Below are 23,580 nucleotides of genomic sequence, written 5' to 3'. Positions count from 1 at the left end.
GGAGACTATGTGACGAATAAAAACAGGTCGGTAAAGCCTATCTAACATAATCTCAGGAAAATTTAAACAGGCTCTAAGTTTGCAACTATAAAATTGAACTTAATCAAAATGAATATGACTGAATGGGATAAAATGCAGGAGTATCAAATCTATAATGATTTTGATGCTGATTTGTTTGACCTAAGAGTTGAAGCCAAAAAACTATTTAAGGAATTTAACCGCACTGAAGACGAAGAAATTGAACGGCGTCAGGAAATTATGCGGAAACTTTTCAAGAAAGTAGGTGAGCGCGTCTGGATGGAGCCGAACTTTACTTGCGAATTCGGCAAAAACATCACCATTGGGGATGATGTCTATATCAATTTCGGATGTACACTCCTTGATTGCGTGCAGATAACAATAGGCAATAATACGTTGTTGGGGCCTAATGTAAGCGCATATTCGGCCAACCATTCGCTCGACTCCGCAGAGCGGATAGCCGGTGCCTTAATTCCTGAGCCCATTACCATAGGAAACCGGGTTTGGATTGGAGGTGGCAGCACCATTCTCGGCGGAGTTACCATAGGTGATGATACAGTCATCGGCGCCGGAAGTGTCGTAACTCATGACATTCCTTCAGGTGTCGTGGCAGCTGGAAACCCCTGCCGTGTATTAAGAAAAATCACAGATAAAGACAAAGTTGGCTTTCCCGTATAGCAAACTGTCTTTTCAGCATAAAGTCCCATTAATTACAAACAATTACAGAGAGGATAAAGACAACAAGCGTCCCCTCTTCTTAGCGTTCAAAACGTTGTTTTATCTTGCATACCTACACAATTGGCAGTTATCAGACTGATAAAGAAAGAGATAAGTATGTGTGTAAGATAGTGTGACAGATGTGTGCAAGATACTTTTATTTTGCACACCCTGTAGGAGAAAAAATGTTTGATACGATTGAACGACTTATTCCCTTCCTTGCAACGAAATGTTCTATTACTTGTAGCAAGATGTCCGCTATAGTAAAACAACCTGTTACAAGCTATCGAAACAACTTATTACAAGCCATCAAAACAACTTGAAACTACCGTCGAACAATAAACCGCCCGTATTCCTTACCCACACGGAAAGATATCATTATCTTTGCCGTCGTTAAATAACATCATCATGAAAAAACGAATCACACAGGACGATTACATTAAAGCGAATCGTAAAGCAAGCCGCGAGGCGGAAATTGAGATGTATGGGCACCCGATTTGCCACACAAGGGTGCATCAGTCAAAGAAAGTATATAACCGCAAGAAGATAAAGGCAACTGATAAAAAGTTGCCTTTATCTTCTTGTACTTCACGACAGAATGTCATACAATCCGTTCCAGTTCTCCGGTTGTTGAATCAATAATAAATCCGTAAACTTTTACATCCGAAGGAATCAACGGATGATGTATGATAAAATCTACCGTTCCCTTTACCGATTTTTCCGTATCTTCAAATCCGTCGAGCCAAGCTTTGAAGTCCACCCCGCAGAAACGCATCATGTCAATATAATCCGGATTGATTCCCCGCGCCTTCATCTTTGCAATCATTTCTTCACTATGCATGTGACAAGCTCCACAGTCGGAATGCGCTATCACCATAATTTCCTTTACCCCCAATTCAAATATAGCCACAAGCAGACTGCGAATCACACTGCCGAAAGGATGGGAAATGACACCTCCGGCATTCTTTATCATTTTCACGTCGCCATTCTTAATGCCCAGCGCAGCCGGAAGCAAAGCCGTCAGACGCGTGTCCATACAGGAGAGAATAGCAATCTTCTTGTCGGGATATTTATTGGTAATATACGATTCATATCCCTTGCTCTCTACGAACTTTTTATTGTACGCAAGTAGTTCTTCTAACATAATATTAGTCCATTTTAGGTGTTTGCCAATACGCAAAAATAACGAAACCGAAGGGAATAAAGAAATATTCAGCAAGAAAAATGCACTCTTGACTTTTAGAAGCGGCAACAAAATCTCTATTTTATTGTTGAATGAAAAATAAAAAGTGTAAATTTGTGCCACATGCCGCTTAAACTAACTACATACTATCACGGAAAGGATATTCCCGATCTGCCGGGAAATAATACATTTCATTCCAAAGAGTTGTTTCAGATTTATGAAGCAACCCCGGGTTATTCACCTTTACTCATCGTTGCGACAGAAGACGGCAGACCTGTGGCACGCCTGCTTGCCGCCATCCGCAAGGCGAAGAAATGGCTTCCTTCCTGTCTCGCGAAGCAATGTGTGGTATATGGAGAAGGAGAATTTCTGGAAAAGTCATCTCAAATCGATAAGGCGGATTCACTTCCTGCCATCAGAGAAAGAGAGGAAGAAGTTTTCGGCGAGATGCTCGAACATCTCACACAAGAGGCATCGCGTAGTTGTGTCTTGATCGAATTCCGGAACCTCAACAATTCGATGTTCGGTTACCGGGTTTTCCGTGCCAATGATTATTTTCCTGTCAATTGGTTACGGGTACACAATTCGCTGCACAGTATGAAAAATACGGAAGACCGGTTCAGCCCGTCACGCATCCGTCAGATAAAAAAAGGACTCAAGAATGGAGCTAAAGTAGAGGAAGCACATACCGTGGAAGAGATACACGACTTCTCACGGATGCTGCACAAGGTTTATTCTTCCCGCATACGCAGATACTTCCCTGCCAACGACTTTTTCCATCACATGAACAACATATTAATCAAAGGACAACAGGCAAAAATATTCGTAGTAAAATACAAAGAAAAAATCATCGGCGGTTCCGTCTGTATTTATTCGGGAGACGATGCATACCTTTGGTTTTCGGGAGGAATGAAAAAGACATACGCACTTCAGTATCCGGGGGTACTGGCCGTATGGAAAGCCTTGGAAGATGCGCGCCAGCGGGGATTCCGCCACATGGAATTTATGGATGTAGGACTTCCGTTCCGGAAACACGGTTATCGTGATTTTGTTCTCCGCTTCGGCGGAAAGCAGAGCAGTACCCGCCGCTGGTTTCGTGTCAATTGGAATTGGCTGAACAAACTCTTAATCAAATTTTACGTCTAAATGTAATCTCAAGATTACAAAACAACCCTTCATACCCCTTCTCTACCATTCTTTCTGTTCAATAATCCAATAATTAAATGCAGAAATATTTCTTTATTAGGTAAGAAATGTCTTTCTTTGTACTGTTTTATGCCATATAAGCACATGATTAAAAACAAATAAAAAAGTATAGTTATGAAGATTTCACACATTGAACATCTGGGCATTGCTGTAAAAAGCATCGAAGAAGCCCTTCCCTACTACGAAAACGTATTAGGTCTGAAGTGTTACAACATTGAAACAGTGGAAGATCAGAAAGTAAGAACCGCTTTTTTAAAAGTAGGCGAAACAAAAATTGAATTGTTGGAGCCGACTTGCCCGGAGAGTACTATTGCCAAATTCATTGAAAACAAAGGTGCAGGCGTTCATCACGTTGCATTTGCTGTAGAAGATGGCGTAGCCAATGCTTTGGCAGAAGCAGAAGGCAAAGAAATCCGTCTTATCGACAAAGCTCCCCGCAAGGGTGCTGAAGGTTTGAATATTGCTTTCCTTCACCCGAAATCAACTTTGGGCGTGCTGACAGAACTCTGCGAACATTAATCATAAACTCTAAAACCAACAAGAACTCATGAGTAATCAACTTGAAAAAATTAAAGAGCTTATTGAACGCCGTGCCGTAGCACGTATCGGAGGCGGTGAAAAAGCAATTGCGAAGCAACACGAAAAAGGAAAATACACAGCACGCGAGCGTCTGGCTATGCTGCTTGACGAGGGTAGCTTCGAAGAAATGGACATGTTCGTTGAGCACAGATGCACGAACTTCGGTATGGAGAAAAAACATTATCCGGGAGACGGTGTAGTAACCGGCTGCGGTACAATCGAAGGACGTCTGGTATATGTGTTCGCACAAGACTTCACTGTTTCTGCCGGCTCACTGTCAGAAACAATGTCATTGAAGATTTGTAAAATTATGGATCAGGCCATGAAGATGGGTGCTCCTTGTATCGGTATCAACGACTCGGGTGGTGCACGTATCCAGGAAGGTATCAACGCTTTGGCAGGTTATGCAGAAATCTTCCAACGCAACATCCTTGCTTCAGGTGTTATTCCGCAGATTTCCGGTATCTTCGGTCCTTGTGCCGGTGGTGCTGTTTATTCTCCGGCTCTGACCGACTTCACACTGATGATGGAAGGCACTTCTTATATGTTCCTCACCGGACCGAAAGTGGTGAAGACCGTTACAGGTGAAGACGTCAGCCAAGAAAACCTCGGTGGCGCAAGCGTTCACTCCACTAAATCGGGTGTGACTCATTTCACCGCCCAAACAGAAGAAGAAGGTTTCGAACTGATTCGCAAACTGTTGAGCTATATTCCTCAAAACAACCTTGAAGAAGCTCCTTATGTAGATTGCACAGACCCAATCGACCGCCTGGAAGATTCTTTGAACGATATTATCCCCGACAGCCCTACTAAACCGTATGACATGTACGAAGTGATCGGCGCTATTGTGGACAACGGTGAATTCCTTGAAATCCAGAAAGATTATGCTAAGAATATCATCATCGGTTTCGCCCGTTTCAACGGCCAGTCGGTAGGTATCGTTGCTAATCAGCCTAAATATCTGGCTGGCGTGCTCGATAGCAACGCATCTCGTAAAGGTGCACGCTTCGTCCGTTTCTGCGATGCATTCAATATTCCTATCGTATCGTTGGTAGACGTACCGGGATTCCTTCCGGGAACAGGTCAGGAATACAATGGTGTTATCCTTCATGGTGCTAAGTTGTTGTATGCTTACGGTGAAGCTACTGTGCCTAAGGTTACTATCACATTGCGTAAATCTTACGGCGGTTCTCACATCGTGATGAGCTGTAAACAACTTCGCGGTGATATGAACTACGCATGGCCTACTGCTGAAATCGCAGTAATGGGTGGTGCAGGAGCAGTAGAAGTATTGTACGCACGCGAAGCCAAAGATCAGGAAAACCCGGCTCAATTCCTTGCAGAGAAAGAAGCAGAATACACGAAACTGTTTGCCAATCCTTACAATGCAGCTAAATATGGCTACATCGACGATGTGATTGAACCGCGCAACACACGTTTCCGCGTCATCCGTGCTTTGCAGCAGTTGCAGACTAAGAAATTGAGCAATCCGGCTAAGAAGCATGGTAATATTCCGTTGTAATCCTACTTTTCACATTAAAACAAGAACGATTATGAACAAAACCAAAATCGGAATATTCCTTTCTTTGCTGTTGCTGATTGGTCTGACTTCTTGTGGAGAGCAAAAGTCGAACAATAAGCTGGTGCTAAACGAAATCCTGATAGACAATCAGAGTAATTTTCAGGACGATTACGGATTGCACAGCGCATGGATTGAAATATTCAATAAATCATTTGGTAGCGCCGACTTGGCAGCTTGCTTGCTGAAAGTAAGCAACCAACCGGGCGATACAGTTACTTACTTTATCCCGAAAGGTGATATACTTACATCAGTGAAACCACGCCAACATGCGCTATTCTGGGCAGATGGCGAACCTAACCGCGGTACGTTCCACACCAGCTTCAAGCTGAATCCGAAAACCGCCAACTGGATTGGTCTGTTCGACTCCGGCAAAAAGTTGCTCGACCAGATTGTAGTGCCCGCAGGCACTCTCGGTCCCAACCAATCATACGCTCGTGTAAGCGACGGAGCAACTGAATGGGAAGTAAAAAGTGGAAGTGGTGACAAATACGTGACTCCAAGCACTAACAACAAAACCCTTGACAGCAATGCCAAGAAGGAAAAGTTTGAAGAACACGATGCTAATGGTATTGGAATGGCCATTTCTGCCATGAGTGTAGTATTCTGCGGATTGATTCTTCTTTTTATAGCCTTCAAGATTGTAGGAAAAGCAGCCGTTAATTTGAGCAAGCGCAACGCTATGAAATCTAAAGGCATCGACAAGCATGAAGCTAAGGAACTGTCACAAGCTCCGGGCGAAGTGTATGCTGCTATTTCTATGGCACTACACGAAATGCAAGATGAAGTGCATGACGTAGAAGAAACAGTGCTGACCATCACTCGTGTAAAACGCAGCTACTCACCATGGAGTTCGAAGATTTACACGTTGCGTGAAACTCCTTCCAGAAAGTAAGTCACCTTTTAAAAAGTAAAAACGATGAAAGAATATAAATATAAAATCAACGGTAACTTATATAAAGTAACCATCGGAGATATTGAAGACAACATCGCTCATGTAGAAGTGAACGGTACACACTATAAAGTAGAAATGGAGAAACAGCCGAAGCCTGTTGCAAAACCTGTGACAGTACGCCCGATGCCTAATGCTCCTACTGCTCCTACTCAAGTAGTGAAACCGACCGCTCCATCTACCGGAAAATCAGGAGTGAAATCTCCGCTGCCGGGTGTGATCCTCGACATCAAAGTGAATGTAGGCGATACTGTAAAGAAAGGACAGACCATTATCATATTGGAAGCCATGAAGATGGAAAACAATATCAATGCGGATAAAGACGGTAAGGTTACTGCCATCAACGTAAATAAGGGAGATTCTGTTCTTGAAGGTAATGACCTCGTAATTATTGAATAATATGGGAGATTTTATAAACTTTTTAGGAAACAACCTCGCCGACTTCTGGACCTACACAGGCTTTGCCAATGCTACGGTAGGGCATGTAGTCATGATTCTCGTTGGCTTGGTATTCATCTATTTGGCAGTAGCCAAAGAATTCGAACCGATGCTTCTGATTCCTATCGGTTTCGGTATATTGATTGGTAATATACCTTTTAATATGGATGCCGGATTGAAAGTCGGTATTTATGAAGAAGGTTCAGTATTGAATATATTGTATCAGGGAGTGACCTCCGGCTGGTATCCGCCGCTCATCTTTTTGGGCATCGGTGCCATGACGGACTTCTCGGCACTTATCTCTAATCCGAAATTGATGTTGATCGGTGCGGCAGCACAGTTTGGTATCTTCGGTGCATACATGATCGCCTTAGCAATGGGATTTGATCCTATGCAAGCCGGTGCAATCGGTATTATCGGTGGTGCAGACGGTCCGACGGCAATCTTCCTGTCCTCGAAGCTGGCACCTAACCTGATGGGAGCCATTGCAGTGTCCGCCTATTCCTATATGGCGTTGGTTCCGGTGATACAGCCGCCTATCATGCGTTTGCTCACCACAAAGAACGAACGTATCATACGTATGAAACCGCCGCGTGCCGTTTCTCACACAGAGAAAGTGATTTTCCCGATTATCGGTTTGTTGCTGACTTGCTTCCTGGTTCCTTCCGGTCTGCCTTTGTTGGGTATGCTGTTCTTTGGTAACCTGCTGAAAGAAAGTGGCGTAACCCGTCGTCTTGCCAATACGGCAAGTGGTCCGTTGATTGACACCATTACTATTCTGTTAGGTTTGACAGTAGGTGCTTCTACTCAGGCTTCCGAGTTCCTCACTTTCGACTCTATCAAGATTTTCGCCCTCGGTGCATTGTCATTCGTCATTGCAACTGCATCAGGCGTAATCTTCGTGAAGATATTCAACCTCTTCTTGAAGAAGGATAACAAGATCAATCCATTAATCGGCAACGCAGGCGTATCTGCTGTTCCCGACTCGGCACGTATCTCACAAGTGATTGGTTTGGAATACGATTCGACCAATTATTTGCTGATGCACGCTATGGGTCCGAACGTTGCCGGAGTGATCGGTTCAGCTGTTGCTGCCGGTATTCTGCTTGGATTCTTGATGTAAGAAACATTAATAATAGATAAGAACACCCGTGTTACAACTGAATGTAACACGGGTGTTTTTCATTACAGCCATAGTGTTATCTTCCCTCCGCTCTGAAACGATTAAACATCATAAAAAAGGCTGCTACCGATGTTCAAACCGGAGCAGCCTCTTTCTTTTATTTATGGAATAATCCGGAGATTATTACTGTGCCAATTTATTGTCAGAACCGAGCACGTTGATGATTTTGTGCTTGTACAGTTTTTCCATATTGTCACGAGCCGGACCAAGATACTTACGTGGGTCGAATTCTGCCGGTTTTTCTGCGAACACCTGACGTACAGCAGCAGTCATAGCCAGACGAGAGTCTGAGTCGATGTTGATTTTGCAAACTGCAGAAGTAGCTGCCTTACGCAACCATTCTTCAGGAATACCGATAGCAGCTTTCAGATTACCACCGAACTTATTGATAGTCGCAACTTCTTCCTGAGGAACTGAAGATGAACCGTGAAGAACGATAGGGAATCCAGGAAGTTTTTCCATTACAGCATCCAATACTTCGAATGCCAATGGAGGAGGAACCATTACGCCTGTAACCGGATCGATGTGGCATTGTTCCGGAGTAAACTTGTAAGCACCGTGAGAAGTACCGATTGAGATAGCCAAAGAGTCGCAACCAGTGCGAGTAGCGAAATCGATTACTTCTTCAGGGTCAGTATATGTGTGGTGGTCAGCAGAAACTTCATCTTCTACACCAGCCAATACGCCAAGTTCACCTTCTACAGTTACGTCGAACTGGTGAGCGTATTCAACAACTTTCTTAGTCAATGCTACGTTTTCTTCGTAAGGAAGGTGAGAACCATCGATCATTACTGAAGAGAAACCTGAATCGATACAAGATTTGCAAGTTTCGAATGTATCTCCGTGGTCAAGGTGAAGAACGATTTCCGGATGTGCGCAGCCTAATTCTTTAGCATATTCTACAGCACCCTGTGCCATGTAACGCAACAAAGTAGCGTTAGCATACTGACGAGCACCTTTAGAAACCTGAAGAATCACAGGAGATTTAGTTTCAACAGCAGCCTTGATGATAGCCTGCATTTGTTCCATATTGTTGAAGTTGAATGCTGGGATAGCATATCCACCTTTGATAGCCTTAGCAAACATTTCTCTTGTGTTTACCAATCCTAAATCTTTGTAATTTACCATTTTGTTTAAAGTTTATTGTTAGTGAATAAAAATTCTACGCAAAAGTAAGCATTATCCATCGAATAACGAACACCGGAAAGGAAAATATAGTAGAAAAAGGTTTAAATCAGACTGCAAAATTTAGCAGGAATACGAGCGTGACATTAGATTGTAATGTCTACCTTGCAAACTTTGGGATTTCTGATTTCTGATTAATGGTTGATGCCTTCTGATTTATGCTTCCTTATTTATAGTGTGCCGGAAGCCGGCATTGCATCAATAGAACCATGCATTCCTTTTGCTTGTTTCCATATACAGTATATTAGTCCCATATATTGTGGGAAAGTATTCCCTCATATTAAGGGAAAAGATTCCCAACTGCTTGGGAAAGTATTCCCACAATATATGGGACAATCGGAACCAATGGGTATCTTCAAGCAATAAGCCATTATTTTATCTAAATAGTAGGACTTTATTTTCTGATAAGAATAAGGTAAGTAGAAAGACAAAAGGAAGGACGAATGGCTTTTGGCTATGAGAAATACCCCGAAACACTATGAGAATAAGGTCTGTTTTGAGCTAAAACAGGAGAAAACTTATGAGAAATGCCATTTAAAAAAAGTATTTCTCATAATGTAATCATTTGATTATCTTTTGTTTATTGAAAAATCATGAGAATATGAGAAATGAAATAAAAAAATCTTTTTCAGTAAGGGGATGCTTTTGAAATTTATAAAGCTAACAACAGTCGACAATCAATGCTTTACGAATATGTCCAAATGAAAAAGCCGTGCATTAGAAATGCATAAATTTTAGAAAATCTTTTTCTATTTCACAGAAAAGCATTATCTTTGCGCTCTGAAAAATGACCATTACACTATTTCTTACCAAAATAGTAACAGAATATAAATTAAAAAAACAGATACTGAAATGAAAAAAGGTCTTCATCCAGAATCATACCGTCCGGTAGTATTTAAAGATATGTCAAATGGTGACATGTTTTTGTCTAGATCAACTGTAGCAACTAAAGAAACCATCGAATTCGAAGGTGAAACTTATCCGTTGCTGAAGATTGAAATCTCAAACACTTCTCACCCGTTCTATACAGGTAAATCTACATTAGTAGATACTGCTGGTCGTGTTGATAAGTTCATGAGCCGTTACGGTGACCGTAAGAAGAAATAATTCGATCTTTCGTAAAAGATGAAAAAGAGGAGATTCTCGCAGAGAATTTCCTCTTTTTCGTTTTCTATATTCCTTAGCGCCAAGCATCATCCAATAAGGAATCGACTATATGACGATGCCTGACACTCTTCACATTATCCTACCACAAGCTGTCCATGCTAACTTCCCCTTGCACTAGAACCCCCGTTTCCTGGATGGAAAGAGAGTTCCCACGTAGGGAAATCGACAATTTCACCACAGAGGACCCGTAAAGTTCCCGTTTTTTTTGTGTTCCATATAAAGGTTAACAGGCAGGATATGAAAAGACAGGAATATTGAACATAAATAAACAGGAGTTGTTTTAGTATATTATTCGCTATTTATCAACGCAAAACCTCTAAACATCAACGTGGTATATGAAAAAGGAATTTGGATTCGTCTTGGCAGCCGCAATCTTGCTGGCCGGCTGCGGACAGAAAAAAGAAACGACAACAACAACTGCACGTCCCGTAAAGACTACGATTGTCGAGTCAAGATCGATTATCAGAAAAGATTTCTCGGGAATCGTGGAAGCGGTGGAATATGTGAAGCTGGCTTTCCGGGTCAACGGGCAAATCATCCAGCTTCCTGTCATCGAAGGACAGAAAGTGAAAAAAGGACAACTCATCGCGGCTATCGACCCCAGAGACATCGCGTTGCAATATGCCGCTACGAAATCGGCATACGAAACGGCTTCGGCACAAGTGGAACGCAACAAACGGCTCCTCTCCCGGCAAGCGATCTCCGTACAGGAATATGAAATCAGCCTCGCCAACTTCCAGAAGGCGAAGTCTGAATACGAACTGTCTGCCAACAATATGCGCGACACCAAGCTGACAGCTCCTTTCGACGGTTCTATCGAAAAACGACTGGTGGAAAACTATCAGCGTGTCAACTCCGGTGAGGGTATCGTGCAGCTTGTCAATACGCACAATCTACGTATCAAATTCACCATTCCGGATGCATATCTTTATTTGTTGCGTGCCAAAGAGCCGCGTTTCCTGGTAGAGTTCGACACATTTAAAGGACACGTGTTTCAAGCGAAACTGGAAGAATATCTTGATATTTCTACAGATGGCACAGGAATTCCGGTCAGCATCACGATTGACGATCCGTCATTCGACCGCGACCTGTATGCTGTGAAACCCGGTTTCACGTGCAGCATCCGTTTCACGGCAGATGTAGGTCCGTTGGTGCAAGATAGCTGGACGATCGTACCGCTTAGTGCCGTATTCGGCGAAAGCGAAGGGAATAAAATGTATGTCTGGGTGGTAGAAGACAATAAAGTCCACAAACGGGAAGTAACCGTCAACGCCCCGACCGGAGAAGCACAGGCGCTCATCTCGGAAGGTTTGAAACCCGGTGAAGAAATCGTCATAGCAGGCGTATACCAACTAGTAGAAGGAGAATCTATCACAACTGTTGACAGGGAGGCTATCTGAAAAGTCGTTAGTAACTCCAACTCCCCTACGGGGACTCACAGCCTCTTTATCCACTTTCATTCATCAATTATCAACGATCATTTATTATGAGTTTAGCCAAATATTCATTAGATAATACGAAAATCATCTATTTCTTTCTTGCTGTATTGCTGATTGGGGGAATCACTTCCTTCGGCAAGCTGGGTAAGAAAGAGGATGCTCCTTTCGTCATAAAGTCAGCGGTTATTATGACCCGCTATCCGGGCGCCGAGCCGGCAGAAGTGGAGCGGTTGATTACCGAGCCTATCTCTCGCGAGATCCAAAGTATGAGCGGTGCGTACAAGATTAAATCAGAATCGATGTACGGGCTCTCGAAAATCACATTCGAGTTGCAACCTTCCTTGTCGGCAAGCTCCATTCCGCAAAAGTGGGATGAGTTGCGACGGAAGGTACTTAATATACAGCCACAATTGCCGAGCGGTGCTTCTGCACCGACGGTTTCCGATGATTTCGGCGACGTGTTCGGTATCTATTACGGTCTGACGGCGGACGACGGTTACACATACGAAGAGATGCGCAACTGGGCGGAACGGATCAAAACGCAGGTAGTGACGGCGGACGGAGTGATGAAAGTCGCCCTGTTCGGGACGCAGACGGAGGTGGTCAATATTTTTATTTCCACCAATAAACTCGTAGGTATGGGCATCGACCCGAAACAGCTTGCCAGTCTGTTGCAATCGCAGAACCAGATTATCAATACCGGAGAAATCCGCGCCGGCGAGCAACAACTCCGGGTGACTGCCAACGGCATGTATACCACCGTAGACGATATCCGCAACCAGGTGATTACCACCAAAGCCGGACAAGTGAAACTGGGCGATATCGCCGTCATCGAAAAAGGGTACATGGACCCTCCATCCAACATCATGCACGTGAACGGCAAACGTGCCATCGGCATCGGCGTCTCCACCGACCCGCAACGGGACGTGGTGCAGACGGGCAAGAATGTGAAAGCCAAACTGGACGAATTGTTGCCACTGATGCCTGTGGGACTGGAACTGCAAAGCCTGTATCTGGAGAACGAAATTGCCAACGAAGCCAACAACGGATTTATCATCAACCTGATCGAATCGATTCTGATTGTTATTGTAATCATCATGTTGGTGATGGGTTTGCGCGCAGGTATGCTGATCGGCTCGTCACTGATTTTCTCTATTGGCGGCACATTGCTTATCATGTCTTTCTTCGGTGTCGGGCTGAACCGTACTTCGTTGGCGGGATTTATCATTGCCATGGGGATGCTGGTGGATAACGCCATCGTGGTAACGGACAATGCACAGATTGCCATCGCCCGCGGAGTAGACCGACGGAAAGCGCTGATAGACGGAGCAACCGGTCCGCAATGGGGATTGCTTGGGGCTACGTTCATCGCTATCTGTTCGTTCCTCCCGCTCTACCTTGCTCCTTCTGCCGTGGCGGAAATCGTGAAACCGCTTTTTGTGGTGCTTGCCATCTCGCTGGGATTGAGCTGGATACTCGCGCTGACGCAGACCACTGTTTTCGGTAACTTCATCCTGAAAGCGAAAGCAAAAGATGGCACGAAAGACCCGTATGACAAACCGTTCTACCATAAATTCGCCTCCATCCTCCACACGCTGATTCGCAGGAAAACATTGACACTGGGTTCGATGGCAGTGCTCTTTGTTGCTTCGCTGGTTATTATGGGAATGATGCCGCAAAACTTCTTTCCTTCTCTCGATAAGCCTTATTTCCGGGCGGACGTGTTTTATCCCGACGGGTATAGCATCAATGATGTAGTGAAAGAGATGAAATCTGTAGAAGAGCATCTGGCAAAGCAGCCGGAAGTGAAGAAAGTGTCGATCACCTTCGGCAGCACGCCGCTAAGGTATTACCTGGCTTCTACTTCGGTGGGTCCGAAACCGAATTTTGCCAATGTATTGGTTGAGTTGACGGACAGTAAATATTCGAAAGAGTATGAGGAAGATTTCGACGCGTATATGAAGGCAAATTATCCGAATGCGATTACCCGTACCAGTCTGTTCAAACTGTCGCCTGCGGTGGATGCCGCTATCGAAATCGGGTTTATCGGTCCGAATGTGGACACGCTTGTGGCGCTCACCAACCAGGCTTTGGAAATTATGCACCGGAATCCGGATTTAATCAATATACGCAATTCGTGGGGAAATAAAGTTCCTGTATGGAAGCCTGTATATAGTCCCGAACGGGCGCAACCGTTAGGGGTATCGCGTCAGGGAATGGCACAAAGTATCCAGATCGGAACCACAGGCATGACGCTTGGAGAGTATCGACAGGGCGATCAGGTACTTCCTATCTTATTGAAGGATAACACGGTGGATTCGTTCCGCATCAATGACCTGCGCACGTTGCCCGTGTTCGGCACAGGCAATGAAACGACCAGTCTGGAACAGGTGGTATCGGAATTTGATTTCCAATATCGTTTCTCGAATGTGAAGGATTACAACCGGCAAATGGTGATGATGGCGCAATGCGATCCGCGTCGCGGAGTAAATACGATTGCTGCTTTCAATGAGGTTTGGCCGCTGATGCAGAAAGAGATTAAAGTGCCGGAGGGGTATACGATGAAGTATTTCGGGGAGCAGGAAAGTCAGGTGGAGTCTAACGAGGCGTTGGCCAAGAATTTACCGTTGACGTTCTTCCTGATGTTCGTCACCCTATTGTTCCTCTTCCGCACCTATCGCAAACCTATCGTGATTCTGTTGATGTTGCCGTTGATTTTTATCGGCATCGTGCTGGGGCTAGTGGTGTTGGGCAAATCGTTCGACTTCTTCTCCATCCTCGGACTGTTGGGGTTGATAGGAATGAATATCAAGAACGCAATTGTATTAGTGGATCAAATTGATACTGAGACGACTATGGGCAAAAAGCCGTTGGATGCAGTGGTCAGTGCCACCACCAGTCGTATTGTCCCCGTAGCAATGGCGTCCGGCACTACCATTTTGGGGATGTTGCCCCTGTTGTTCGACGCAATGTTCGGTGGTATGGCGGCAACGATTATGGGAGGTTTGTTAGTGGCTTCGGCACTGACATTGTTTGTGCTGCCTGTGGCTTATTGTGCCATTCTGAGAATCAAAGGATAAATGGCATTTTTCAGACACGGATTTCACGATGCGGATGCGCCCGGTCAGCAATTACATTGCATTCATTCTAAAACTCGAATTTATTATTTACAATTAGCGAAATGAAAACTCAACTTATCACTCTGTCTCTGCTGCTCCTCGGCCTCACAGCCGAGGCACAGCAACCATCTCTCAGCCGGGAAACTTACCGGAATAAAGTGGAAGCTTACAGTCAAATCCTGAAGCAACAGAAACTAAAGACGATGGCAAGTACGGAAGCACGGAAGATTGCTCACACGGGATTCTTGCCTAAAATTGATATCAATGCGGACGGAACCCTCAACATGAGCGACCTTAATGCCTGGAACGAACCGGTAGGCGAATACCGCAACCACACCTATCAAGGTGTATTTATCGTCTCGCAACCGTTGTACATGGGCGGGGCACTCAACGCGCAGCACAAGATTGCCCAAGCGGATGAAAGGCTAAATCAACTAAATGAAGAGCTCACTATCGACCAGATTCATTATCAGAGTGATGCGGTCTACTGGAATGCTTCCGCTTCACAGGCTATGTTGCAGGCGGCGGACAAGTATCAAAATATCGTGAAGCAACAGTATGACATCATTCAGGATCGTTTTAACGACGGTATGATTAGCCGAACGGACTTATTAATGATTTCCACCCGGCTGAAAGAAGCGGAATTGCAATACATCAAGGCGCGTCAGAATTATAGGCTGGCGCTGCAAAAGCTGAATATCCTGATGGGAGAAGAGCCGAACAATCCCGTAGACAGTCTGTACACAATTGACGCAGCTTCCGCTCCGGTGCAGATCCTTTCTCTGGAGAATGTACTGCAACGTCGTGCGGATTACGAAAGTACGGAGGTGAATATCATGAAAAGTCAGGCGCAACGCAAAGCGGCTCTTAGCCAGTTCAATCCGCAATTGAATATGTATTTCAGCGGCGGATGGGCTACAGCAACACCTAACCTCGGTTATGATGTTTCTTTCAATCCCATCGTCGGCATTAACCTGAATATACCGATCTTCCGTTGGGGAGCCAGGTTCAAAACCAACCGTCAGCAGAAAGCGTATATCAGCATACAGAAACTGCAACAAAGTTATGTGGCGGATAATATCAACGAGGAACTTTCTGCCGCCCTGACCAAACTGACGGAAACGGAATATCAAGTGAAAACCGCCAAAGAGACTATGAATCTGGCCAATGAGAATCTCGACTTGGTTTCTTTCTCTTATAATGAGGGAAAGGCAAATATGGTGGATGTACTCTCCGCACAATTGTCATGGACACAAGCGTACACCAATCTGATTAATGCGTATCTGTCGGAAAAGATGGCGGTAGCGGAATACAGAAAGGTGATTAGTGAATAAAAAAAAGAGGCTTTGAAAAGCCTCTTTTTTTTATAATATCAGTTACATTCAGCGTTACGCAAGGAAGGAGATCAACACACCCGCAGCTACGGCAGAACCGATTACTCCGGAGATGTTGCTTGCCATGCAATATTGCAATACGTGATTCTTCGGATCATACTTCAAAGCAATCTCATTGGCTACACGGCTCGCCATCGGAACGGCACTCAAACCAGTGGCGCCGATAAGCGGATTGATTTTCTTCTTCGAGAAGAGATTTACCAGTTTCACAAAGAAAATGCCACCGGTTATAGAAAGTGCAAATGCAAGGAATCCACCGATTACAATACCGATTGTTGTCCAATTGAGGAATGCTTCGGCTGTCATCGTTGCTCCTACGGACAGCCCGAGGAAGATGGTAGCAGCATTCATGATGCTATTGGAAGCAGCATCGAACAAACGGAATGTATTGGTTCCGATTTCTTTCACCAGGTTACCAAACATCAACATACCCACCAAAGGCACTGCACTTGGCACGAAGAGGGCAACAACGGTAGTTACCACAATCGGGAAGATAATCTTCAATACACGCAGATTCTTGATTTCAGTCTTCGAAGGATACATCTTTTCCTGTTCTTTCATGTTGATGCACAACTCTTTCTTCGTGCAGAACAGTTTCACTACCAGCGGAATAATCACCGGAACGAGCGCCATATACGAATAAGCGGCAATAGCAATCGGTCCCAGCAAATGCGGCGCCAATTTGATAGTGGTAAAGATGGCTGTCGGACCATCCGCCCCACCGATAATACCTAGAGACGCGGCTTCTTGTGGAGTGAATCCCATCAGGATAGCCACCAGCAATACGGTAAAGATACCCAACTGTGCGGCTGCACCGAATATAGAAAGATGCAAGTTACGCAACATCGGCCCGAAGTCCGTCAACGCACCAACCCCCATAAAGATGATCGGTGGCAGAAAACCTGTTTTAATCAACATATAGTAGATGAAGTTCATCAGCCCCAACTCGTGGGCAATGTCATGCAAAGGCATTTCCCAGATGTTCTTCAGCACTCCGTTTACCATCACCATACCATTTTCGTCCGCCTGAATCACGCCCATATCTCCTCCGGGGAAGTTGGCTAACAACACACCGAAAGCAATAGGAATAAGCAACAGCGGCTCGTACTGTTTCTTAATACCCAGATAGAGCAGAACGAACGCAATAGCATACATTATCAGGAACTGCGGTTCGGCAATGATATTGCTGAACGCAGTCATGTCATACAAATTCTCAAATATTTCGTTCATTATCCTATCTTCATTAATATGTCATCTTCTGATACAGCATCTCCCGGGTTGACACAAATAGCAGTCACCGTACCGCCAAACTCCGCACGAATAGCATTGTAGGTTTTCATCGCTTCTACATAGCAGATTACATCACCCTCTTTCACCGCATCGCCTACTTTCAAAGCGGTTTCCTGCGCATTCTTCACCAAGAAGAACTTGCCTTCCAGTGGTGAAAGCACCTCTTTGCCCTCTCCTGCCGGAGCAGCAGCACCCGCAGGCGCAACAGGCAGTTCGGCATCACCGTATGCCACCGTCACGCGATAAGCCTGTCCGTCCACTTGTACAGTCAGCGTCTTCGGTTTGGCATCTTCTGTCGGCGACTTATCTTTCTCGGCACGGCGTTTGGCCACGTCTGCCAAGAAATCTTCTTTCGCCTTGCCGCTCTTATAAGCCTCATATTGAGCCGGGTGCATCGCATATTCAAAGAGTTCTTCGTCGTCCTGTCCCACTTCCCATTTGTTCTCTTTCATCAGTTTGCGATATTTGTCGAGAGCATCGGGATAGTTATTCTGCGGATCACCTTCGAAGAACTTACGACCTTCACGTTCAGCCTTTTCAACGATTTCGGGAGCAAGTTTGCCCGGCAGACGTCCGGCTTTACCCAGAATCATATCCCAGATATCATCGGCAATCATTCCCCAACGTTCCTTGCCTTTCTCCATAGCCATCACGTTCATCATAGCGAGGTTCTTCACATACTGACTGAACGGAGTCACCAACGGAGGATAACCGACACGAGGCCATACGTATGCCACTTCGTCAAAGAGCTTAATGAGCAACTGGTCCTGCGTCATAAACGGCAAATTGCGTTTTGCCTTATATTTATTGATTGATTCCAGATTGGATTCGAGATCGGCCATCAAACTACCCATCATACCGCCGGGAAGTCCGGGAGCAATCAGCAAAGAGTTCATCAGACGGTTTTTCGGGCTGATATACAAGCCGAGGAAGTCGTCCATAAATTCCTGAATCATGCCACGTACTTTCATGTAGGCTTCCATATTGATTTCGGGCACTTGATATCCGGCGTCTTTCAGCATCGCCTGCACGCTAAGCAAGTCTGCGTGACCTGTTCCCCATGATAGTGGTTCCATACCTACGTCGATGTAGTCGCAACCGGCTTCGCATACTTCGAGGATGCTTGCCATATTGAATCCGGGACCTGCATGGCTGTGATACTGGATAGGGATTTCGGGATGCGCCGCCTTGATATTTGCTACGATCTTACCTAACGATACAGGGCGGCCGATTCCTGCCATGTCTTTGATACAGATTTCGTCTGCTCCCAGTTTGATAAGTTCCAGCGCCATATTGGTGTAGTACTCCACGGTATGAATAGGCGAATGAGTGATGCAAAGCGAGCATTGCGAAATCATGCCGGCTTCCTTTGCGTATGTGATGGAAGGAGCAATGTTACGCACGTCGTTCAATCCGCAGAACGTACGGGTAATGTCTGTTCCTTGCGCTTTCTTTACTTTGTAGAATAATTTGCGGACGTCTGCCGGAACGGGGCTCATACGGAGTCCGTTCAGTGCGCGGTCGAGCATGTGGGTTTGAATACCGGCTTCGTGGAACGGTTTCGTCCATTCGCGTACCGCTTTATTCGGGTTTTCACCAAACAATAAATTTACCTGTTCAAAACCTCCGCCGTTTGTTTCTACGCGGGCAAAACAGCCCATTTCAATGATGGCAGGAGCTACCTTTACGAGTTGGTCTACACGAGGTACGTATTTTCCGGCAGATTGCCACATATCTCGGAAAACCAAACTAAACTTTACTTCTCTTTTCATGTCTTTCAGTGATATGCTTTATAGATTTATAATTTTTCTACTTTAGTGATTTTTCCTTTACCGTGTGTCACCACATTTACAGCAGCTGTAATGGCGGCTAAGATGTTTCCCGGAATAGGAGCAGGACCTTGCGATGCTTCCCGCTTCACAGAAACCACTTCTTCAGGGGCATACTTGTTGACTAATGTAATCAGCAACTTACCTAAACAAATCACAATCAGCAGAATAACAAATACAGTAGCCATTCCGACCACCATCAGCAGGATCGCTGTTTCGATATTTTCCATATAAATAAATTATTAGTAATTGAAGCCGTTTATTCAAAAAGCGTCCGAATTTACCATTTTTTTATAAGAAAATTCATCAGAAAAGAGATAATAAAGATTAAATGATAGGTTTTACAAAACCGGATTTTTCATCTTCCGTTGCGAAACTCCAACGGTGAAACCCCGGTCATGCGCCGAAAGAAACGGCACATGTAAGAAACGTCCTTGAAGTTCAGCCGCTCTGCTATTTCGGTCACAGAGAGATGAGTGTCGGAAAGAAAAACCTTCATTTCGACAAGCAGTTGTTGGTCTATCAATGCCTTGGGCGACACCCCATAAGCCCGACGACATACTTTATTCAAATAGTCAGGAGTAATGTGCAAAGCATCTGCATAAAATTTTACGGCACGCTCACGCGCGGAATACTTTGTCAGCAACGACCAAAAACGGCAAGTTATAGCCCAAGCCTGGTCTTTACGCTCCGCCGGCATTTGGTCTGCACTGTCCGAAAGTTCAACATCGATAGCTACAAAGAGATTATAGACATTGTTGTTGAGCATGGTAGCGCGATTGAAACCTGCGATGTGACCCAATATCCATCGCGTCTGCCGCAACCAGTCCGACAGGAGTATCTGTTGCTCTGACGACAGACGTAATATGGGGACATTATGAAGATAATCCCACAAAAACATACTGGGCACTTTATAATAAGCTGTCTTGACAATCTCTTCCGACAAAGACACGTAATGTACGGAAAAGCATGCGGAAACGGAAGAAACAAACAAATATACATCAGAGGTAAGAATCAGCAAATCGCCTTTCCGGAAAACCATTTTCTGACGATTTGTCAACACAACCGCCCATCCGGCAGTGCAGTAGAAAAGCATACACCCTTCTGTCTGAATAACCCGCCCGAGGCTTTCGCACCAATTAGTCACACCTACCGATTCATTTGCATACATGAGAACTGCCATATATGCAAATGTAGGAAATTCTTTGTATGAATCAACAAAATGTATTGAAAAGTTCCATTACCAACCGGAAAATCACCACAAATCTTCTGTTAAAGCTCCTTACATTTGCAACCGATTTTTTAAAAGTATTCAAATATGAAAAAGAGAAACTTTGACAGAGACAAACTTAATTTTGCAGACGGAAAGATCGGTGTGCTGTTTCGCGCTTTGTTCTTCCCTACACTTATTGGGATGATATTCAATTCGGCTTTGACCATGATAGACGGCATTTTTGTGGGTAAAGGCGTAGGGGCAGACGGAATAGCGGCAGTCAACATTGTGGCACCACTCTTCATGATCTGCACAGGCATCGGTCTGATGTTCGGCATTGGCGCTTCGGTAGTGGCAAGCATTCGTTTATCGGAAAATAATATCAAAGCTGCCCGTATCATTATGACTCAAGCCCTTGCAGTGGGTGTACTGTTCGTCGGAATGATTTGCGCCGGATGTCTGCTATTCTCCCGGCAGTTTGTCTATGTATTGGGATGCAGTCCGCTGCTTGAAGGGAAAGCCATCAGCTATTTGATTTGGTTACTGCCCGGAATGATTTTTCTGTTCATCCAGTGTGTAGGTATGATGCTTATCCGGCTGGACGGTTCGCCGAAATATGCCATGACGATACAAATCGTGGCGGCCATTGTCAATATCGGGCTCGACTGGTATATGATATTCCCTATGGGTTGGGGAGTGATGGGAGCGGCACTTGCCACCTCCATAGCATGTGTGATAGCTGGCATGATGGCATTGATCTACTTCCTCCGCTTCTCCTCCCGGTTAAAGTTTTATCGGTTGAAGCTATCGGCTACTTCGTTACTACTCACTTTGCGCAATGCAGGATATATGATAAAAATAGGATTCGCTACTTTCTTGACCGAAGTGGCAATGGGAGTCATGATGATTACCGGCAACTATATGTTCATCTCCCTGCTCGGAGAAGAAGGGGTAGCAGCTTTTGCCATCGCCTGCTATCTCTTTCCGGTGGTGTTCTCCATCAGCAATGCCGTAGCACAGTCGGCACAGCCCATCATCAGTTACAATTATGGAGCACACCGCCCCGAACGAGTGAACAGTACGTTGCATCTTTCTCTCTTTACAGCCATCGCATGCGGTCTGTCAATCACCGCCTGTCTGTGCTTAGGAGCTACAGAGATTGCCCGCCTGTTTCTCCACCCGCAAGAGAACGCATACGGCTTGGCAGTGAAAGGACTACCGCTTTTCTCGCTTTGTGCCATGTTCTTTGCTGTCAATATTGTCTTTATCGGATATTATCAAAGCATTGAGAAAGCCAAAGCCTCCACTGCATATACCCTGCTGAGGGGTGTTTTGTTTCTTGTGCCATGTTTCCTGCTTCTGCCACGCACAATAGGTATCCCCGGACTATGGCTTGCCATTCCGGCTGCCGAACCGTGTGCTTGCACTGTTATTTGCATCCGTTATATTCGGAGCAACTCTACCCAAAAGAAAAAAGACGGTTTGAAACCGTCTTTTTCTTTTTATCTCTTAAAACTCGCTCGTAAAGTGGAAGCGGATATTCTTGAAATCCATCTGCGCCATTTGCAGCACATACCCGGAGTCGGCAAGGAACACATCACGTCCTTCCCTATCCTTCGCCATATACTGATATTTGCGTTTCTTGAAGGCTTCCAATTCAGCCGGGTCGTCACTCTCTACCCAACACGCTTTGTAAAGGCTGACCGGCTCCCAGCGACACGATGCATTGTACTCGTTCAGCAAACGGTATTGGATGACCTCAAACTGCAACTGCCCCACCGTACCGATAATCTTGCGGCCGTTGAACTGGTTGACAAACAGCTGTGCCACCCCTTCGTCCATCAACTGATCGATACCTTTTGCCAACTGTTTCTGCTTCATCGGGTCGGCATTCTCGATATACTTGAACATCTCCGGCGAGAAACTGGGCAAACCACGGAAATGAAGCATCTCGCCTTCGGTCAGCGTATCGCCGATTTTGAACGTGCCGTTATCAGGCAAACCGATAATATCTCCTGCGTATGCTTCGTCAATCGTTGTCTTGCGTTGTGCCATAAACTGCGTGGGCGAGGAGAAACGCATTGTCTTGCCGTGGCGCACGTGCATATACGGAGCGTTACGGACAAACTTACCGGAGCAAATCTTGCAAAACGCCACACACGAACGATGGTTCGGGTCGATATTGGCGGTAATCTTAAAGATAAACCCAGTGAATTTCGGTTCGTCAGGTTTCACTTCACGCTCTTCTGCCTGTACAGGACGAGGACTGGGAGCTATCTCTACAAAACAGTTCAGCAACTCTTGCACACCGAAGTTGTTCAACGCCGATCCGAAGAATACAGGCGCACAGTCCCCCGCCAAATAGGATTCCGAATCAAATTCCGGATAAACACCCTCAATCAGTTCCAAATCGCCACGCAACTTGTCTGCCAACGACTTGCCAATCTGTTGGTCCAGTTCTTCCGAATGAATATCGACTGCCACTTTCTCTGTTACCACCTGTTTGGATGGCTGATACAAGTCCAGTTTCTGTTCGTAGATATTGTATACTCCTTTAAAACGTGCTCCCTGCTCAATCGGCCATGACAACGGACGGACCTGAATCATCAGTTCCTCTTCAAGTTCGTCGAGCAAGTCGAACGGATCTTTTCCTTCACGGTCCATTTTGTTGACGAAGATAATTACCGGTGTCTTTCTCATACGGCACACCTCCATCAGTTTACGCGTCTGCGTTTCCACACCTTTCGCACCGTCTACCACGATGATAACACTGTCTACAGCTGTCAATGTGCGATATGTATCTTCGGCAAAGTCCTGGTGACCGGGAGTATCGAGAATGTTAATCTTATAGTCCCGATAGTCGAATTCCATCACGGAAGTCGTTACCGAAATACCGCGTTGTTTCTCAATCTCCATCCAGTCGGACGTAGCCGTTTTTTTAATTTTATTACTTTTTACCGCACCTGCCACCTGTATCTGACCTCCGAAAAGCAACAGCTTTTCCGTCAGCGATGTCTTACCAGCATCCGGATGCGCAATAATGGCGAACGTCCGCCGTCTCAAAATTTCTGTATTATCTGCCATAGTTT

At 45.2% G+C, this 23,580-nt stretch carries 20 protein-coding genes and 1 pseudogene; 13 read left to right on the top strand and 8 right to left on the bottom strand.

All coding sequences use genetic code 11. The annotated features are described in order from the left end of the window. Positions 1-108: 108 nt before the first annotated feature. Both NSB03_RS08375 and NSB03_RS08370 read left to right on the top strand, forming a co-directional pair. Positions 109-696 carry a sugar O-acetyltransferase gene (locus NSB03_RS08375; protein ID WP_024986745.1) on the top strand — a complete coding sequence of 196 codons (588 nt, stop codon included), beginning with the start codon at positions 109-111 and terminating at the stop codon, positions 694-696. A 447-nt stretch (positions 697-1,143) separates the two neighbouring features. After that, entirely contained in the window at positions 1,144-1,377 is a 234-nt protein-coding gene (locus tag NSB03_RS08370; RefSeq protein ID WP_121767427.1) for a hypothetical protein, read from the top strand. Here the strand turns inward: NSB03_RS08370 and NSB03_RS08365 are convergent. Further along, positions 1,337-1,879, bottom strand: a complete 543-nt coding sequence (locus NSB03_RS08365; RefSeq protein ID WP_024986744.1) for a beta-class carbonic anhydrase — start codon at positions 1,877-1,879, stop codon at positions 1,337-1,339. The two genes, NSB03_RS08370 and NSB03_RS08365, sit on opposite strands and share 41 nt — an antisense overlap. A 162-nt stretch (positions 1,880-2,041) precedes the next feature. On the opposite strand from NSB03_RS08365, the gene NSB03_RS08360 reads away from it, so the two are divergent. The 6 genes from NSB03_RS08360 to NSB03_RS08335 all read left to right on the top strand — a co-directional run bounded on the left by NSB03_RS08360 (position 2,042) and on the right by NSB03_RS08335 (position 7,795). Continuing rightward, positions 2,042-3,064, top strand: coding sequence for a GNAT family N-acetyltransferase (locus NSB03_RS08360; RefSeq protein ID WP_024986743.1), 1,023 nt, complete (start codon positions 2,042-2,044; stop codon positions 3,062-3,064). Positions 3,065-3,238: 174 nt separating this feature from the next. Beyond that, positions 3,239-3,643, top strand: coding sequence for a methylmalonyl-CoA epimerase (gene mce / locus NSB03_RS08355; RefSeq protein ID WP_004311398.1), 405 nt, complete (start codon positions 3,239-3,241; stop codon positions 3,641-3,643). 28 nt (positions 3,644-3,671) lie between these two features. Continuing rightward, complete coding sequence (locus NSB03_RS08350; protein WP_004300890.1) at positions 3,672-5,225, top strand: acyl-CoA carboxylase subunit beta; 1,554 nt, start codon at positions 3,672-3,674, stop codon at positions 5,223-5,225. 31 nt (positions 5,226-5,256) lie between these two features. Then, the gene (locus NSB03_RS08345) at positions 5,257-6,177 is read left to right on the top strand and encodes an OadG family transporter subunit (protein WP_024986742.1); all 921 of its coding nucleotides are present in this window, start codon (positions 5,257-5,259) and stop codon (positions 6,175-6,177) included. Between the two features lie 24 nt (positions 6,178-6,201). Next, positions 6,202-6,633: an acetyl-CoA carboxylase biotin carboxyl carrier protein gene (locus NSB03_RS08340; protein ID WP_024986741.1), complete on the top strand. Its 432-nt coding sequence runs from the start codon at positions 6,202-6,204 to the stop codon at positions 6,631-6,633. Position 6,634: 1 nt separating this feature from the next. Continuing rightward, positions 6,635-7,795 (top strand): sodium ion-translocating decarboxylase subunit beta, encoded by a 1,161-nt coding sequence (locus NSB03_RS08335; RefSeq protein ID WP_024986740.1) that lies wholly within the window; start codon positions 6,635-6,637, stop codon positions 7,793-7,795. A 183-nt stretch (positions 7,796-7,978) separates the two neighbouring features. On the opposite strand, the gene NSB03_RS08330 is transcribed toward NSB03_RS08335, so the two are convergent. Beyond that, entirely contained in the window at positions 7,979-8,983 is a 1,005-nt protein-coding gene (locus NSB03_RS08330; protein WP_024986739.1) for a class II fructose-bisphosphate aldolase, read from the bottom strand. Between the two features lie 909 nt (positions 8,984-9,892). Between NSB03_RS08330 and NSB03_RS08325 the strand changes: the two genes are divergently transcribed. From NSB03_RS08325 to NSB03_RS08310, 4 genes are all read left to right on the top strand, one after another. Further along, complete coding sequence (locus NSB03_RS08325) at positions 9,893-10,147, top strand: type B 50S ribosomal protein L31 (RefSeq protein WP_004300906.1); 255 nt, start codon at positions 9,893-9,895, stop codon at positions 10,145-10,147. A gap of 395 nt (positions 10,148-10,542) precedes the next feature. After that, entirely contained in the window at positions 10,543-11,607 is a 1,065-nt protein-coding gene (locus NSB03_RS08320; RefSeq protein ID WP_024986737.1) for an efflux RND transporter periplasmic adaptor subunit, read from the top strand. An 86-nt stretch (positions 11,608-11,693) separates the two neighbouring features. After that, entirely contained in the window at positions 11,694-14,726 is a 3,033-nt protein-coding gene (locus NSB03_RS08315) for an efflux RND transporter permease subunit (protein WP_257466325.1), read from the top strand. Positions 14,727-14,827: 101 nt separating this feature from the next. Next, positions 14,828-16,099, top strand: a complete 1,272-nt coding sequence (locus tag NSB03_RS08310) for a TolC family protein (RefSeq protein ID WP_024986736.1) — start codon at positions 14,828-14,830, stop codon at positions 16,097-16,099. A gap of 54 nt (positions 16,100-16,153) precedes the next feature. Here the strand turns inward: NSB03_RS08310 and NSB03_RS08305 are convergent, their stop codons facing one another. The 4 genes from NSB03_RS08305 to NSB03_RS08290 all read right to left on the bottom strand — a co-directional run bounded on the left by NSB03_RS08305 (position 16,154) and on the right by NSB03_RS08290 (position 20,461). Continuing rightward, positions 16,154-17,389 carry a sodium ion-translocating decarboxylase subunit beta gene (locus tag NSB03_RS08305; protein WP_024986735.1) on the bottom strand — a complete coding sequence of 412 codons (1,236 nt, stop codon included), beginning with the start codon at positions 17,387-17,389 and terminating at the stop codon, positions 16,154-16,156. Further along, positions 17,389-19,221 carry a biotin/lipoyl-containing protein gene (locus tag NSB03_RS08300; RefSeq protein WP_065539157.1) on the bottom strand — a complete coding sequence of 611 codons (1,833 nt, stop codon included), beginning with the start codon at positions 19,219-19,221 and terminating at the stop codon, positions 17,389-17,391. Before NSB03_RS08300 ends, NSB03_RS08305 begins: the two co-directional genes overlap by 1 nt. A 26-nt stretch (positions 19,222-19,247) precedes the next feature. After that, entirely contained in the window at positions 19,248-19,508 is a 261-nt protein-coding gene (locus tag NSB03_RS08295; protein WP_024986734.1) for an OadG family protein, read from the bottom strand. A 128-nt stretch (positions 19,509-19,636) separates the two neighbouring features. Then, positions 19,637-20,461 carry a helix-turn-helix transcriptional regulator gene (locus tag NSB03_RS08290; RefSeq protein ID WP_121766468.1) on the bottom strand — a complete coding sequence of 275 codons (825 nt, stop codon included), beginning with the start codon at positions 20,459-20,461 and terminating at the stop codon, positions 19,637-19,639. A gap of 135 nt (positions 20,462-20,596) precedes the next feature. Here NSB03_RS08290 and NSB03_RS20875 point away from each other — a divergent pair. Further along, positions 20,597-21,784, top strand: a pseudogene (locus tag NSB03_RS20875) (MATE family efflux transporter); the annotation flags it as partial. Here NSB03_RS20875 and NSB03_RS08275 read toward each other — a convergent pair. Then, a complete protein-coding gene (locus NSB03_RS08275; protein WP_159102122.1) occupies positions 21,769-21,930 on the bottom strand; it encodes a hypothetical protein in 162 nt (53 codons plus the stop codon). The pseudogene NSB03_RS20875 and the gene NSB03_RS08275 sit on opposite strands and share 16 nt — an antisense overlap. A 70-nt stretch (positions 21,931-22,000) precedes the next feature. Next, positions 22,001-23,575, bottom strand: coding sequence for a peptide chain release factor 3 (locus tag NSB03_RS08270; protein ID WP_024986730.1), 1,575 nt, complete (start codon positions 23,573-23,575; stop codon positions 22,001-22,003). Positions 23,576-23,580 lie beyond the last annotated feature (5 nt).

This window comes from Bacteroides acidifaciens (assembly GCF_024623065.1).
GTDB classification, from domain to species: domain Bacteria; phylum Bacteroidota; class Bacteroidia; order Bacteroidales; family Bacteroidaceae; genus Bacteroides; species Bacteroides acidifaciens.
This window is presented reverse-complemented; position numbering and strand designations above follow the sequence as displayed.

Coding starts and splice junctions, on each gene's coding strand:
- NSB03_RS08350 (WP_004300890.1), top strand. CDS start 3,672: ATGAGTAATCAACTTGAAAAAATTAAAGAGCTTATTGAACGCCGTGCC.
- NSB03_RS08375 (WP_024986745.1), top strand. CDS start 109: ATGAATATGACTGAATGGGATAAAATGCAGGAGTATCAAATCTATAAT.
- NSB03_RS08275 (WP_159102122.1), bottom strand. CDS start 21,930: ATGCAAATAACAGTGCAAGCACACGGTTCGGCAGCCGGAATGGCAAGC.
- NSB03_RS08290 (WP_121766468.1), bottom strand. CDS start 20,461: ATGGCAGTTCTCATGTATGCAAATGAATCGGTAGGTGTGACTAATTGG.
- mce (WP_004311398.1), top strand. CDS start 3,239: ATGAAGATTTCACACATTGAACATCTGGGCATTGCTGTAAAAAGCATC.
- NSB03_RS08325 (WP_004300906.1), top strand. CDS start 9,893: ATGAAAAAAGGTCTTCATCCAGAATCATACCGTCCGGTAGTATTTAAA.
- NSB03_RS08310 (WP_024986736.1), top strand. CDS start 14,828: ATGAAAACTCAACTTATCACTCTGTCTCTGCTGCTCCTCGGCCTCACA.
- NSB03_RS08345 (WP_024986742.1), top strand. CDS start 5,257: ATGAACAAAACCAAAATCGGAATATTCCTTTCTTTGCTGTTGCTGATT.
- NSB03_RS08320 (WP_024986737.1), top strand. CDS start 10,543: ATGAAAAAGGAATTTGGATTCGTCTTGGCAGCCGCAATCTTGCTGGCC.
- NSB03_RS08340 (WP_024986741.1), top strand. CDS start 6,202: ATGAAAGAATATAAATATAAAATCAACGGTAACTTATATAAAGTAACC.
- NSB03_RS08270 (WP_024986730.1), bottom strand. CDS start 23,575: ATGGCAGATAATACAGAAATTTTGAGACGGCGGACGTTCGCCATTATT.
- NSB03_RS08315 (WP_257466325.1), top strand. CDS start 11,694: ATGAGTTTAGCCAAATATTCATTAGATAATACGAAAATCATCTATTTC.
- NSB03_RS08365 (WP_024986744.1), bottom strand. CDS start 1,879: ATGTTAGAAGAACTACTTGCGTACAATAAAAAGTTCGTAGAGAGCAAG.
- NSB03_RS08305 (WP_024986735.1), bottom strand. CDS start 17,389: ATGAACGAAATATTTGAGAATTTGTATGACATGACTGCGTTCAGCAAT.
- NSB03_RS08360 (WP_024986743.1), top strand. CDS start 2,042: ATGCCGCTTAAACTAACTACATACTATCACGGAAAGGATATTCCCGAT.
- NSB03_RS08300 (WP_065539157.1), bottom strand. CDS start 19,221: ATGAAAAGAGAAGTAAAGTTTAGTTTGGTTTTCCGAGATATGTGGCAA.
- NSB03_RS08335 (WP_024986740.1), top strand. CDS start 6,635: ATGGGAGATTTTATAAACTTTTTAGGAAACAACCTCGCCGACTTCTGG.
- NSB03_RS08370 (WP_121767427.1), top strand. CDS start 1,144: ATGAAAAAACGAATCACACAGGACGATTACATTAAAGCGAATCGTAAA.
- NSB03_RS08295 (WP_024986734.1), bottom strand. CDS start 19,508: ATGGAAAATATCGAAACAGCGATCCTGCTGATGGTGGTCGGAATGGCT.
- NSB03_RS08330 (WP_024986739.1), bottom strand. CDS start 8,983: ATGGTAAATTACAAAGATTTAGGATTGGTAAACACAAGAGAAATGTTT.